General features: G+C 69.0%; 14 protein-coding genes and 1 tRNA gene. 10 read left to right on the forward strand and 5 right to left on the reverse strand.

What is annotated here, in order from left to right:
- Positions 1 to 30: 30 nt before the first annotated feature.
- From ILP92_RS08760 to ILP92_RS08775, 4 genes are all read left to right on the forward strand, one after another.
- On the forward strand, positions 31 to 435 hold the full coding sequence (locus ILP92_RS08760) for a response regulator transcription factor (RefSeq protein WP_198915998.1): 405 nt from the start codon (positions 31 to 33) through the stop codon (positions 433 to 435).
- Positions 428 to 715, forward strand: a complete 288-nt coding sequence (locus tag ILP92_RS08765; RefSeq protein WP_368667859.1) for a hypothetical protein — start codon at positions 428 to 430, stop codon at positions 713 to 715. Before ILP92_RS08760 ends, ILP92_RS08765 begins: the two co-directional genes overlap by 8 nt.
- A gap of 16 nt (positions 716 to 731) precedes the next feature.
- Positions 732 to 3416, forward strand: a complete 2685-nt coding sequence (locus tag ILP92_RS08770) for a sensor histidine kinase (protein WP_198915999.1) — start codon at positions 732 to 734, stop codon at positions 3414 to 3416.
- A gap of 72 nt (positions 3417 to 3488) precedes the next feature.
- The gene (locus ILP92_RS08775; protein WP_198916000.1) at positions 3489 to 4403 is read left to right on the forward strand and encodes a FliM/FliN family flagellar motor switch protein; all 915 of its coding nucleotides are present in this window, start codon (positions 3489 to 3491) and stop codon (positions 4401 to 4403) included.
- Positions 4404 to 4428: 25 nt separating this feature from the next.
- On the opposite strand, the gene ILP92_RS08780 is transcribed toward ILP92_RS08775, so the two are convergent.
- Positions 4429 to 4872, reverse strand: a complete 444-nt coding sequence (locus tag ILP92_RS08780; RefSeq protein WP_198916001.1) for a protein tyrosine phosphatase family protein — start codon at positions 4870 to 4872, stop codon at positions 4429 to 4431.
- Positions 4873 to 5000: 128 nt separating this feature from the next.
- A complete protein-coding gene (locus tag ILP92_RS08785; protein ID WP_198916028.1) occupies positions 5001 to 6230 on the reverse strand; it encodes an acyl-CoA dehydrogenase family protein in 1230 nt (409 codons plus the stop codon).
- Positions 6231 to 6350: 120 nt separating this feature from the next.
- Here ILP92_RS08785 and ILP92_RS08790 point away from each other — a divergent pair, with 120 nt between their 5' ends.
- Positions 6351 to 7388: a phosphotransferase gene (locus ILP92_RS08790; protein ID WP_198916002.1), complete on the forward strand. Its 1038-nt coding sequence runs from the start codon at positions 6351 to 6353 to the stop codon at positions 7386 to 7388.
- On the forward strand, positions 7385 to 9289 hold the full coding sequence (locus ILP92_RS08795; RefSeq protein WP_198916003.1) for an enoyl-CoA hydratase-related protein: 1905 nt from the start codon (positions 7385 to 7387) through the stop codon (positions 9287 to 9289). The genes ILP92_RS08790 and ILP92_RS08795 overlap by 4 nt, the downstream gene beginning before the upstream one ends.
- A gap of 7 nt (positions 9290 to 9296) precedes the next feature.
- On the opposite strand, the gene ILP92_RS08800 is transcribed toward ILP92_RS08795, so the two are convergent.
- The gene (locus tag ILP92_RS08800; protein ID WP_198916004.1) at positions 9297 to 9512 is read right to left on the reverse strand and encodes a hypothetical protein; all 216 of its coding nucleotides are present in this window, start codon (positions 9510 to 9512) and stop codon (positions 9297 to 9299) included.
- A 136-nt stretch (positions 9513 to 9648) separates the two neighbouring features.
- On the opposite strand from ILP92_RS08800, the gene ILP92_RS08805 reads away from it, so the two are divergent.
- Together ILP92_RS08805 and ILP92_RS08810 are read left to right on the forward strand one after the other, a co-directional pair.
- Positions 9649 to 9912 (forward strand): DUF2312 domain-containing protein, encoded by a 264-nt coding sequence (locus ILP92_RS08805; protein WP_198916005.1) that lies wholly within the window; start codon positions 9649 to 9651, stop codon positions 9910 to 9912.
- 70 nt (positions 9913 to 9982) lie between these two features.
- Complete coding sequence (locus ILP92_RS08810) at positions 9983 to 10747, forward strand: ion transporter (protein WP_214649988.1); 765 nt, start codon at positions 9983 to 9985, stop codon at positions 10745 to 10747.
- 8 nt (positions 10748 to 10755) lie between these two features.
- Here ILP92_RS08810 and ILP92_RS08815 read toward each other — a convergent pair whose 3' ends face one another.
- Positions 10756 to 11631 carry a hypothetical protein gene (locus ILP92_RS08815; protein WP_198916007.1) on the reverse strand — a complete coding sequence of 292 codons (876 nt, stop codon included), beginning with the start codon at positions 11629 to 11631 and terminating at the stop codon, positions 10756 to 10758.
- A 122-nt stretch (positions 11632 to 11753) separates the two neighbouring features.
- On the opposite strand from ILP92_RS08815, the gene ILP92_RS08820 reads away from it, so the two are divergent.
- Entirely contained in the window at positions 11754 to 13400 is a 1647-nt protein-coding gene (locus ILP92_RS08820; protein ID WP_235971244.1) for an ABC transporter permease, read from the forward strand.
- Positions 13401 to 13444: 44 nt separating this feature from the next.
- Positions 13445 to 13520: transfer RNA gene (locus ILP92_RS08825), tRNA-Thr, on the forward strand.
- Positions 13521 to 13659: 139 nt separating this feature from the next.
- On the opposite strand, the gene ILP92_RS08830 is transcribed toward ILP92_RS08825, so the two are convergent.
- Positions 13660 to 13897: hypothetical protein (locus ILP92_RS08830; RefSeq protein ID WP_214649989.1), on the reverse strand; the 238-nt coding region annotated here is incomplete at its 5' end.

Below are 13897 nucleotides of genomic sequence, written 5' to 3' on the forward strand. Positions count from 1 at the left end.
AGACGTCGGACCGCCCGCCGGGCCGACCGTATGGGAGGAGAGCCGTTGACCAACGGCAAGCGCGTTCTGCTGATCGAGGACGAGCCCAATATCATTGAAGCGGTCCGCTTCATCCTGTCGCGCGACGGGTGGCACGTGGCGACCCATTCGCAGGGTTCGGACGCGGTGGATGCCGTCCGCGCCAAGGCGCCGGACCTGGTGATCCTGGACGTGATGCTGCCCGACCGCTCGGGCTACGACATCCTGGCCGATCTGCGCGCCGACGACGCCACGCGGGCGCTGCCGGTGATGGTGCTGACGGCGCGCGGCCAGCAGAAGGACCGCGAGGCGGCGCTCAGCCTGGGGGCCACGCGCTTCATGGTGAAACCCTTCGCCAACGCAGACCTGCTGAACGCGGTCCGCGACATGGCGGCGGGCCTGCAGACCGGTGACTGAGCGACCGCCCCCGCCGCCCGTCCCGGACCCCGAAGAGCTGTCGCGCGCCGACGACCGCCGCCGCCGCGTCCACGATGCCGCGCGGATCCTGCCGCTGCTGGGCGTGGTGCTGTTCGCGCTGCCCGTGCTTTGGGCGGCGTCCGGGCCGCCCGCGTCGTCGGCGCGCAGCGGGCTTTACATCTTCGCCGTCTGGGCGTTGCTGATCGTCGCGGCCCGCGCGCTGGCCTACGCGCTGTCGCGGGCCGAGCGGGGGCCACGCGGCCCCGGTCCGTCGCCGTGATCGCCGTGGCGCGCCCATGACGTTCAACATGCTCATCCTGGGATCGCTCGCCTACGTGGCGCTGCTTTTCGCCGTGGCCTTCTGGGCCGAGCGCCGCGCCATGCGGGGCCGGGCCGGGTGGCTGCGCGGCCCGGTGATCTACACCCTGTCGCTGTCGATCTACTGCACCGCCTGGACCTTCTACGGCGCCGTCGGATCGGCGGCGCGCAACGGGCTGGAATTTGTCGCGATCTATTCCGGGCCCACGCTGGTGCTGGTCGGCTGGTGGGTTCTGCTGCGCAAGCTGGTGCGGATCGGACGCGCCCAGCGGATCACGTCGATCGCCGACCTGATCTCGTCGCGCTACGGCAAATCGCCCTTCCTGGGCGGTCTGGTCACGCTTCTGGCGGTCGTGGGGATCACGCCCTACATCGCGCTTCAGCTGCAATCCATCACGCTGAGCTTCGCCGCATTCTCGGGGCGCGGTCCCGAGGACGTGAACGACATCGCGCTGCTGTCGGCGATCGGGCTGGCGGTCTTCACCATCGTCTTCGGCACCCGCAACCTGGACGTGAACGAGCGCCACAGCGGCATCGTCACCGCCATCGCGCTCGAGGCCTTGGTCAAGCTGGTGGCGCTTCTGGCCGTGGGCGCCTTCGTGGTCTGGGGCGTGGCGGGGGGGCCAGCGGCCACCTACGCGATGATCGAAGCGTCCCCCATCGCCGACTGGCAGATGCAGCCCGCGCGCTGGCTTGGCGTCACCTTCCTGTCGGCTGCCGCCTTCCTGTGCCTGCCGCGCATGTTCCAGGTGCTGGTGGTCGAGAATTCGGACGAGCGGCACCTGGCCACCGCGTCCTGGGCCTTCCCGCTGTACCTTTTCGCCATGAGCCTGTTCGTCGTGCCCATCGCGGTCGCCGGGCTCACTTACTTGCCCGCAGGCTCGAACCCCGACCTGTTCGTCCTCACCGTGCCGCTCTCGCGCGGCCAGGACGAGCTGGCGATGTTGGCCTTCCTGGGTGGCTTTTCGTCGGCCACCTCGATGGTGATCGTCGCGGCGATCGCGCTGGCCACGATGATCTCGAACCACATCGTCGTGCCGCTGTGGCTGAGCCTGGGGCGCGGGCAGGGCGCCACCATGTCGGGCGACGTGCGCCACCTGATCATCGGGGCGCGGCGCGCGGCCATCGTCGGTCTGCTGGCGCTGGGCTACGTCTATTTCCGCACCTCCGGCGGCGGCGCGTTCCTGGCCTCGATCGGCCTGATCAGCTTTTGCGGCATCGCCCAGGTGGTCCCTGCGCTTCTGGGCGGGATCTTCTGGCGGGGTGCCACGCGCGTGGGCGCGGGCGCGGGGCTGACCTTGGGCTTCGCGATCTGGGCCTGGACCCTGTTCCTGCCCAGCGTCGGCGATGGCACGGTGCTGGGCGCGCAGATCATGGCCGATGGCCCCTTCGGTGTCGGCTGGCTGCGCCCGCAGGCGCTGTTCGGGATCGACGGGATCGACCCGCTGCTGCACACGCTGGTCTGGTCCATGGCCTTCAACACCGCGGCGTTCCTGGCGGGCTCGCTCTTAAGCCGCGCCAGCCCGCTCGAGCGGGTGCAGGGCGCGGCAATGGTCAACGTCTTTCGTCACGCCGCCGGTCCGCGCGGCGCGTCCTCGGCCCCGGTCGAGGCCGAGGATCTGCTGCTGATGGCGCAACGCATCCTTGGCGCGCGCGAGGCGCAGCGCCTGTTCCAGTCCGCGGCCTCCGCGCAGGGCAAGCTGGGATACCTGCCCGACGTCACGCCCGATTTCGTCGAGATGCTCGAACGCCAGCTTGCGGGCTCGGTCGGCGCGGCCACCGCCCACGCCATGGTCGGCCAAATCACCGGCGGCGCGATCCTGTCGGTCGAGCAGCTGATGCGGGTGGCCGACGAGACGGCGCAGATCATGGAATATTCCGCCCGGCTCGAAGCGCAATCCGACGAGCTGACCCGCACCGCGCGCCAGTTGCGCGACGCCAACGACAAGCTGACGCGCCTGTCGATCCAGAAGGACGCGTTTCTCAGCCAGATCAGCCACGAGCTGCGCACGCCCATGACCTCGATCCGCGCGTTTTCCGAGATCCTGCGCGACGGCGCGGACATGGCCCCCGACCAGCGCGCGCGGTTCTCGGGCGTGATTCACGACGAGGCGCGGCGCCTGACCCGGCTGCTGGATGATTTGCTGGACCTCGGTGTGCTCGAGGCGGGGCAGGTGTCGCTCAGGCTTGATGCCGTGACGCTTGGCGACGTGATCGACCGCGCGGTGGCGTCGGCGGGCGAGCTCACGCGGCTCGAGATCCGCCGCGACCGCGCGCGCGAGCGGGTCCGGATCGAAACCGACCCCGATCGCCTGAGCCAGGTCTTCATCAACCTGATCGGCAACGCGGTGAAGTATTGCGATGCCGACCGCCCGGTCCTGACGATCCGCGTGCGGCCCTCGGGGCAGGGCTGGGACGTGGATTTCAGCGATAACGGATCGGGGGTGCCGCGCGCCCAGCAGGACATGATCTTCGAGAAATTCGCGCGCGCCGGTGACACCGACGCGGCCGGGGGCGCAGGCCTGGGACTGGCCATCTGCCGCGAGATCATGGCGCGGCTCGGCGGAGATATCGCGTATCTGCCCGGCCAGTCGGGGGCGGCTTTCCGCGTCCACGTGCCGACCCGCCTTGGCGCCAGTTCCGGCAAGGCGGCAGCCGAATAGCCGGACCTTCAGGCTTTGGTAAGGCTCTTGCGTCAGGTTGGCACCAGATTCGCAGCCAGGATGGCGTTGCCCATGTCCGACCTTTCCCCCTTGCGACGCAAGATCGGGACGAAGCGGCCCAGTGATGTGCCGCCGCCGCTGACACCGGAACGGGTGTGGCGACGGGCGGTCCAGCACGGCCTGATGCGCGCCATCGGGCTGGAAGCCGTGATCGGCGAGGTGACGTGCGACACCATCCTTCCCGATGCCGCGGGCGATCTGGTGGAAGACGGCGCGCTGGTGGCCCTTCTCGACGGACCGCTGGGCTATGGCCTGATCGTGGTGTCGCGCGACCTTCTGGGCGCGATGCTCGAGATGCTGACGCTTGGCCGCGTGCAGAAGCGCCCCCTGTCGGACCGCGTGGTGACCGCCACCGACGCCGCTATCTTGGCCGATCCCCTGGACCGCGTCCTCGCCACTCAGCAGGCGCTGGTGGCCGAAATGGGCGTGGCCACGCTGGCCTCGGGCTATCGCTTCGCCACCCGGATCGAGAACACGCGCGAAATCGCCCTGTCGCTCGAGGATGAGACCCACGACCTTTTCACCATCGCGCTCGAAGCGGGTCCGGGCGGGCCGCGCAGCGGCAAGCTGACCTTGGTGTTGCCGCGCGCCCCCGTCGCGCCGACCGACGAGGCAGGGCCGCAGGACTGGAACGCCCGGATCGAATCACGCGTGCTGGGCGCGCAGGTGCCGCTGACGGCCGAACTGACCCGGCTCAGTCTTTCGGTGCGGGCGCTGCAGAACCTGAAGCCCGGCGACACGCTGCCCCTGGGGCGCCATGCGATCAACGACGTCAAGATCGTCTCGACCGGGGGCCAACCGCTTTGCGTCGGCCGTCTCGGCCAGAGCGGCGGACGCAAGGCGGTCAGGATCGGCGTGACGCCCGAAACCTTCAGCGCGGCGCGCCTGTCCCGGGCCGGGATGGGAAGCGACAGCGCCGCCGAATGATCGCCGGATCGCGCGGGGTGGGTGCTCAGGCGGGCCCGTCGCGATGGGCCTGTCCGATGGCTGCCAGCTGACCCGCGACGGGGGACAGATCGTAGCCCGCGCGGGCGGCGGCTTCGACGATCTTCTGCACCTCGGTCGTCTCGGCGGCGCCGAAGGCCCAGACAAAGCACGACCGCGTGCCCGACCGGCAATAGGCCAGAACGGGACCGTCGGCCTCGGCCAGGACCTGCGCTTGCGCCGCGATCTGCGGTGCGCCCAGGCCGCCATTGCTGACGGGGTTGTCGTGGAACGCCAGTCCCGCCGCCTCGGCCGCGGCACGGATCGCGGCGCTGGCCTGGTCTGGCGCGACCTCGTCATCGGGCCGGTTGCAGATGATCGCCGAGAAGCCTGATGCGGCGATCCCGGGCACGTCCGAGACGTCGATCTGCGGCGAGACCGCGTAAGACGGGGTGATCTGACGGATATTCATGGCGGGTCTTTCAGGCTGTTGGGCTCGGCGTCACCATACCGAAGCCGCGCGGAAGGGAAAGCTGGGTGGCAGGGCTTCTGCGAAGGCGGCGCGCAGAAATCCGCGGCCTCCACGCGCGCGTCGCAGCGTCACGTGTCGTTGCGGCCCCGCTTCTTCAACTCGGCGCGCGCGACCTGCCGCCGGTGCACCGCGTCCGGGCCGTCGGCCAGCCGCAACGTGCGCAGATGCGTCCATTGACGCGCCAGCGGCGTGTCCTGGCTGATGCCCGCAGCCCCATGGACCTGCACCGCGCGATCCGTCACCTCGAGTGCGACCAGCGGCGCCACCACCTTCACCTGGCTGATCCAGGGCGCCGCCGCGCGCGGATCGCCCTGGTCCATCATCCACGCGGCCTTGAGGCACAAAAGCCGGGCCTGCTCGATCTCCATCCGGGAATTGGCGATCTGGTCATGCATATCGCCCAGCTGCGCCAGCGGCTTGCCAAAGGCCTCGCGCGCCTGGGCGCGGTCGACGAGCAGCTCCAGCGCGTATTCCGCCTGGCCCAGCGCCCGCATGCAATGGTGGATGCGCCCCGGTCCCAGCCTGCCTTGCGCGATCTCGAAGCCGCGCCCTTCGCCCAGAAGCAGGTGATCGGCGGGCACGCGCACGTCCGTGAAGCGGATGTGATAGTGCCCGTGCGGCGCATCGTCGTGGCCGTAGACCGTCATCGGCCGAAGCTTTTCGATCCCGGCCGCATCGGCGGGCACGACGATCATCGAATGGCGCTGGTGCTTTGGGGCATCGTCATCGCCGGTCTTCACCATGACGATATAGACGGCACAGCGCGGGTCGCCCGAGCCGGTCGCCCACCACTTTTCGCCGTTCAGCACATACGCGTCGCCATCGCGGACGCAGGACATCGCGATATTGGTCGCGTCCGACGACGCCACGTCCGGCTCGGTCATCAGGTAAGCCGACCGGATCCGGCCCGCCAGAAGCGGCTTCAGCCACCGGTCCTTCATGTCCTCGGTGCCGTAGCGCTCGAACACTTCCATGTTGCCGGTATCGGGCGCGCTGCAATTGAACACCTCGGCCGCCAGGTGCGAGCGGCCCATCTCCTCGGCCAGATACGCGTATTCGACCGTTGTCAGGCCGCGCCCCTTGTCGCTGTCGGTCAGCCAGAAATTCCACAGTCCCCGCTCTTGCGCGCGCCCCTTCAGGCCTTCCAGGATCTCCGTCTGGCGCGGCGTGAACTGCCAGCGGTCGCCCACCGCGACCTCGGCCAGGTATTCGGAATCAAGCGGCGCGATCTCGGATCGGACCATGTCGCGCACCTGTTCGAGCAGGGGCGCCAACCGCTCGGTCACGCCCAGATCCATCGCCGCCATGTCGCCTGTCCCCCGGTTTTTGTGTGCGAGGATGGTCGCGCCCGCGCGCGAAAGTCAATCAACGCCGCCCAAAGCCGTTGCGCCACCGATGCTTGGGGGTAAGGTGCGGCCATGATTGAAGGACTTGGCATATCCCAGGACGCGCTGGGCGACTGGCTGACGGCGCATGTCGACGGCTTTCGCAGCCTCGAGCGCGTCGAGAAGTTCAGCGGCGGGCAGTCCAACCCGACCTACCGGATCATCGCGGCCAGCGGGAATTTCGTGCTGCGGGCGAAACCCCCCGGCGAGCTGCTGAAATCCGCCCACCAGGTCGATCGCGAATACCGCGTCATGGCCGCGTTGGCCGACACCCATGTGCCCGTGCCGCGCATGTTCGCGCTGGCCGACGACGAGACCTCGCCCATCGGGCGCGCCTTCTTCGTCATGGAGCATCTCCAGGGCCGCATCTTCTGGGACCCCGCGCTGCCCGACGAAACCCCGCAGACCCGCGCCGCCATCTACGACGCCATGAACGCGACGCTCGCCCATCTGCACATGGTCGATGTCGACGCGGCGGGCCTGGGCGATTTCGGCAAACCCGGCAATTACTTCGCCCGCCAGACCGATCGCTGGTCGCGCCAGTACCGCGCCAGCGTCGACGCGCCGTCGGACGATATGGCGCGGCTGATGGACTGGCTGCCCGACCACATGCCCGCCGATGACGGCGCGGTGGCGCTGGTGCACGGGGATTACCGGCTCGATAACATGATCTTCGCGCCGCAAGCCCCTGAGGTCATTGGGCTTCTGGATTGGGAACTTTCGACGCTGGGCCATCCCCTGGCCGACCTGGCCTATCAGTGCATGCAGTGGCGGCTGCCCCATGACGGCGGGATGCGCGGGCTGGGCGGGCTCGATCGGGCCGACCTGGGCCTGCCGTCCGAGCGCGACTACGTGGCGCGGTATTGCGAGCGGCGCGGCATCGGGGACATCGACAACTGGCCGTTCTACCTGGTGTTCTCGTTCTTCCGGCTCGCATCGATCTTGCAGGGGGTCTTTGCCCGCGCGCAGGCCGGCAACGCCTCGAACCCGGAAAAGGCGCGGCAATACGGCGAAGCGGTGCCGGTGCTGGCGCGAATGGCGCGCGATCTGACGGAAGGCAAGGCAGCATGAGCGTGAAGATGACCGACGGCGTGGCGCAAATCGCCTTGCCCGCCTGGCTGGACGCGGCGGGCCTGGGCGCGCTGTCGCTGGAGCTGGCGCAGGCGCTGGGCGATCCGGCCGTCAAGGGGATCACGCTGATCGGCGGCGCGCGCGCCTTTTGCCTGGGCCTGCCGGTCGACGCGCCGCGGACCGACACTCCGCGCGATTTGGCCCGCCGGATCCGCGTGGCGCGAAAGCCCGTCGTGGCCGCGATCCGCGGCGCGGCACAGGGCGCCGGTCTGGAACTGGCGCTGGCCGCCCGGATGCGCGTCGCCCATCCCCAGGCCCGCGTGTCGCTGCCGCAGATCCGCACCGGCCAGCCGCCCTCGGCGCTGGGCTCGCAGACCTTGCCCGTGCTGGTGGGGGCCGATGCCGCGCTTCGGATGCTGCTGGGCGGCGCGACGCTGGCCGCCGACGCCGCCCCCGACGGGCTGATCGACCTGCTCGACGACGCCCCGGAAGACGCGGCAGCGGCCCTGGCGCGGGCCGCCGCATCCGCGCCCGACCGCATGGGGCTGGCCGATCCGCAGGCGTATCTGGCCGCCGTCGCCAAGGCGCGGACCGAGCGGTCGATCCTGGACGTCCGCGCGCGCATCGTCGATTGCGTCGAGGCCGCGTTGATCCTGCCCGGCTTCGCCGCCGAGCAGATGGAAGCGCAGGCCGACGCCGATGCGCAGGCAAGCCCGGCCAGCCGCGCGCTGCGCCGCCTGGCCCGCGACGAGGCCGCCAATGCCCAGCGCGATGTCACGGCCACGCTGCCCCCGCGCGTGGCGATCCTGGGCGGGACGACCATCGCGGGTCGGCTGGCCGAAGCCTGCCTGCATGCGGGCGCCGAGGTGGACCTGGTGGCGCTCGACGATGCGGGGCTGGCCCATGCCGCGGGCACGGTGATCGACCGGGTGGAAACGCTGGCCGCCGCGGGCGGCATCAGCGCCGAGCGGATCGACGGGATGCTCAACCTGTTCCGGCCCGGGGTCGACATGGAGCCCTTGCGCAAGGTCGGTTTCGTCGTCGAAGCCGCGACGGGCGATCCGGGATTGCGGGCCGAGCTTGCGCAGGCGATCGAGCTGTTCACCGAACCGGGCACGCCCATCGCCCTGGGGGGCAGCGACACCGATCCGGGCGCGCATCTGTCGTCGGACCGGTCGGGCGATGCCCTGGGCTTTCACCTGCCACCGGGGGCCGACGGGCTTGCCGAGATCGCCATCACCGACGCGACCACGCCGCTAGCGCGCGAGGCTGGCGTCGCGCTGGCCCGCGCCCTGGGGCGACGCGCGATCCTGACGGGCGTCTCGGCGGGGCGCGTCGTGGCGAAGCTGGCCGAGGTGTCGCTGGCCACGGCCGAGGCGATGATCGTCGAGGGCGCGGATCCGGCCCGCATCGACACGGCCCTGAAGGACAGGTTCGCGATCGCGCGCGGACCGCTCGCCCGGGCGCAGGCCGCGGGCCTTGCCGCGACCCAGAAGCGACGCGCGGCGCTCGGATGGGGGCAGGGCGCGCTGATCGAGCTGATGGTCAGCGCGGGCCTGGCGTCTCTGGACGACGCGGCCGCGGTCGCCGCGGAATTGCGCGCAAGCGACGACCGGCCGCGCCGGGCCTGGACCGACACGGCCATCGCCAATCGCTGGCTGGCCGCATTGACCGGTGCGGCGGCACGCCTGCTGTCGGACGGCGCGGTGCGGCGGGCGTCGGACCTGAACATCGCCAGCCTGCCCGCGCTGGACCTGCCGCGCCTGTCGGGCGGATTGCTCTTCGCGGCCGACCGGGCCGGACTGCTGGAGTTGCAGAACATTCTGCGCGCAGCGGGCGAAACGCCGCCCGACCTACTGGAAAGCATGGTGAAGAACGGCCAGCGTTTCGGCGATCTCTAGGCGGCGGTCAGGCCAGGAAGATCCCGGCGACCAGCACCATCAGTCCCAGCATCGACACCATCAGCGCACCCAGGTTCCACACGACCAGCCGCTGCAGGCGGGCCCGCAGCGCGGCGTCGTCCAGCCCCGCCTTGCGGGCCTTCCACGCGCCGACGATGCAATAGCTCAGGATCGCCAGCCCGAGCACCGCCATTCCCGCACCGATCCAGACCAAGACGACCATGCCACCCTCCTGCGCATGGCGCGCGGCCTAGGCCAAGCGGCGCGCGCATGCAAGCCGATCGCCCCTTGCTCTGGCCCGGTGCGCGTCATAGAGGGTGCCCCGGTTTCAAGTTTTCCAGCCCCGAAGGATTTGCCCGATGTCCGATGAGTCCGTGATCGACAGCACCTACCGCGTCACCGCCGACGAGCTGCGCCAGTTCATCGAACGCTACGAGCGGCTCGAGCAGGAAAAGAAGGACGTCGCCGAGCAGCAGAAGGAAGTCATGGCCGAGGCCAAGGGCCGCGGCTACGACACCAAGGTGATGCGCAAGGTCATCGCGCTGCGCAAGCGCGACAAGGACGACATCGCCGAAGAGGAAGCCGTGCTCGAGATGTACAAGGAAGCGCTGGGCATGTCGTAAGCCGCCGCGCGGGCTAGGTCTTTCATTGCGGGCCCGCGGGGCGCGCGCGAAGCAAGCGACGAGCGCCCTGGTGAAATCGATCCTGCAGACCCTCTACGAAGGCGACGGCACCGGCCCGCGCGCCTTCCGCATCGCGCTGGTGATCTTCGACCTGGTGACCATCGCCTATTTCCTGGCCACGGCCACATCCGATCTCGACACGCGGCTCTTGGTCATCGACCTGGTGGTCGCCGCGGTCGTGCTGGTGGACCTGGGCGCGCGGCTCTGGATCGCCGAGCGGCGGATGCAGTTCCTGCTGAAGCTGACGACCCTGGCCGATCTGATCGTCGTGCTGTCGCTTCTGGCTCCGCTGATTGCGGGATCCAATTTCGGCTTCCTGCGGGTGCTGCGCGTGCTCAGGCTGGTGCGCAGCTTCCACCTGATCGAGCAGCTCGACAAGGCGACGCAGCACCTGGACATCAACCGCCGCGTCGTGCGCGCGGCGCTGAACCTGGCGGCGTTCATCTTCGTCGTGACCAGCCTTGTCTGGGTGTGGGAGCATGACCGCAACGACAATGTCGAAACCTATATCGACGCGCTCTACTTCACGATCACCACCCTGACCACGACCGGCTACGGCGACATCATCCTGACCGACCGCGTCGGTCGCATCCTGACCATTTGCATCATGATCTTCGGCGTCGGCTTTTTCTTGAACCTGCTGCAAGCCATCTACCGGCCCAACAAGGTCGAGCAGAAATGCCCCGAATGCGGGCTGGAGCTGCACGACCGCGACGCCAGCCACTGCAAGCATTGCGGCAACACGATCTACATCGAAACCGAAGGCGAGACCTGAGACCGGCCTTAGCGCGTGACGATCCGCACCCGCGCCAGCTCGGCGATGTCGACCAGGTCTTCCTCGTAGATGGTGGTCAGATCGTCCATCAGCGCCTGGCTCCAGCCTTCGATCGGGATCTGCTGCTCGAGCGCCGCGTCGACGCCGAACTTGTCCAGGAACGCCGTGATGATCCGCTGTCGCATGGCGCTGTTGGCGGGCGGATGCTGGGCCACGTAGTTGCGCAGCCGCGGCATCCCTTCGTCGTTCATCACCTGCCGCGCCATGTCGTAGATGCCGTGCAGATGCACGTCGGGCCCGATATCGCAGACCGCGCGCATGATCTCGTCCCAGATCAGCGGCGTATCCTCGTAGCACCACAGCACGACATCGGCATCGGGCACCGATTGCAAAAGCTGGTTGATCGGCGCCGACCAGACCAGCCGCCGCGGATCGATGCCGCCGGTGAACTCGACGAAGCTCTTGTCCCGCGCGACGGTCTGATAGATCGACGGCAGGAACGTGGCCGGATCGCGGACACAGATGTGGAACGTGACGGAATGGCTGGGAAACAGGTTTCGCAGCCACGCCGCCTTGAACATGCGCGGATAGAGCTGGTTTTCACCCACCGCCATTTCGGGCACCGAGATGAAGCTGGAATTGCTCAGAAACAGCGTGTCCGGCGTGGCGCCGTCCAGGATGGCGTCCAGCAGGCTTTCCTCGGTATCGGCATCGGCCACGTCGCCGCGCATCCTGACCGCGGCATCGCGCAGCGTGCCGCGGTATCGCCCGGGCCCCGGCACGAAGACACCCGCGTGGTCCAGCGTGTCGCGATTGCGAAGCAGCGACTTGACCAGCCGGTCGCCGTCGGTCTCATGCGCGCCGATATGGAAGCCGATCTTCATGCGCGCCTCGCTCGCCCGTTGCCTGTGGTGTTATAGGCAGGACCGGTCGCGCGGCAAAGAGCCCCGGCAGATCCCTTCCACACCGGGCGCGTTTCGGCTAGATCGCAGGAATGGCCGATGAAATGAGTCAGATATCCCTCCCGCCACCGTCGCGGATCCTGTCGAGCGGTTGGTCGCTGGCCGCGCTTGCCATCGCGGCGCTAGTCTTGCTGCCCATTGCGGCGGTTCTGTGGCTGGCGCTGTTCCCGTCGGCGCCGATCTGGGGGCACCTCATCTCGACCACGCTGCCGCGCTACCTGACGAACTCGGTCGTGCTGATGCTGTCGGTGGGCGCGCTGGCGGCCGTCGTGGGCACGGTGACGGCGTGGCTGGTGGTCATGTACCGCTTTCCCGGACGGCGCTGGCTGGAATGGGCGCTGCTGCTGCCGCTGGCGATCCCGGCCTATGTGGGCGCCTACGCGCTGGTGGATTTCCTGGAATACGCGGGCCCCGTGCAGACCGGCCTGCGCGGCCTGATGGGCTGGGAAAGCGCGCGCGATTACGCCTTCCCGCAGGTCCGCTCGCGTCCCATGGCGGTGGTGGTGCTGGCCGCGTCGCTGTATCCGTATGTCTATCTTCTGGCCCGCGCCGCCTTCCGCGAGCAATCGGGCCGCTCATTGGAGGTGGCGCAGGCGCTGGGGGCGGGTGCGTTCAAGCGGTTCTGGCGCGTGGGTCTGCCGCTTGCCCGCCCCGCGATCGCGGCCGGGACGGCCATCGTGATGATGGAGACGATCAACGATTTCGGCGTCGTCGAATATTTCGGCGTGCAGACGCTGACCACCGGCATCTTCACCGTCTGGCTGGAGATGGGCAACGCGGGCGGCGCGTCGCAGATCGCCTGCGTGATCCTTGCCCTGGTGCTGGTGCTGGTGATGCTCGAGAAATTCTCGCGCCGCCGGTCGCGCTTCTTCCGCATGGCGCGCAGCGACCGCCCGCTCGACCCGGCCCCCCTGACGGGCGTCGCGGGCTGGACCGCCGCGATCGGCTGCGTTCTGCCCTTCGCCTTCGGCTTCGTCCTGCCCGTCGCGGTGCTGCTGGAACACGCCGTATCGCGGCCCGAGACATGGGTCGATCCGGGCCTGGCCCGCGCGCTTTGGCATACCGTGTCGGTGGGCGGGCTGGCCGCTGCGCTGACCGTCGGCGCGGCCCTCGTGCTGGTTTACGGCGTGCGCCTGACCCGCGCGACGCTGCCCAAGCTGCTGATGCCCGTGACGACCATCGGCTACGCCGCCCCTGGCGCAGTCCTCGGCGTCGGGATCCTGCTGCCGCTGGCCGCCTTCGACAACGTGTTGGCCGATGCCTGGCTGGCGCTGACCGGCACCGATCCGGGGCTGCTGCTGACCGGGTCGGCGGCGGCGATCGTGCTGGCCTACATGGTGCGGTTCTTCGCCATCGCCCAAGGGGCAGCCGACGCCGCCATGGGCCGCGTGTCGCCCAGCCTGCCCATGGCCGCACGGGCGCTGGGCCGCAGCGCGGGCGGGACCCTGCGCGCCGTGTACCTGCCGCTCATGCGCGGCTCGGTGGGCACCGCGCTTTTGCTGGTCTTCGTGGATTGCGTGAAGGAACTTCCCGCCACGCTGCTCTTGCGCCCGTTCAACTACAACACGCTGGCGACGCGGGTCTACGAGCAGGCCTCGCTCGAGCGGATTTCCGACGCCGCACCCGCTGCCCTGCTGGTCACCCTGGTCGGCATCGCCGCCGTCGCGATCCTGGCCCGCGCCAACCGCTAGGGGCATGGACAAAGCCGGGCCAGCGGCTTTATATCCCGCCCAGCGCCTCTATAGCTCAGTTGGTAGAGCAACTGATTTGTAATCAGTAGGTCCCGGGTTCGATTCCTGGTGGGGGCACCAATAAAATCAAATACTTACCAGAAATATTCTTAATCCTGAAAGCTTGCGCTAATGGATTTTCCGGAAAATTTCCGGATGCCGGGTCTGCTACAGGCCTCATTGTAGTGGGAGCGCCCCCGAAAGCGCGCTCCCGTCTGCGTCAGTGACCCGCAGCGCCAGGTCGGACTGCATTCACCAGTTCTTGCGCCCGGTCGTGGCAGTCCTGGAATGCCTCGCGGAAAGCGCCCATTGGATCCTTTTCCGATGCGGTATCGACCATCAGGGAAGCAGCAAGGCTGGCGACGACCATCGTCGGCATGTCAGGTACATCCCGCTGGCTCATCAGATGTGCCGTATCTGACCTTCTCCCCGGTATCCGGGCCATTGCGAACTGGACT

The organism is Palleronia pontilimi, from assembly GCF_016412875.1.
Taxonomy (GTDB): Bacteria; Pseudomonadota; Alphaproteobacteria; order Rhodobacterales; family Rhodobacteraceae; genus Palleronia; species Palleronia pontilimi.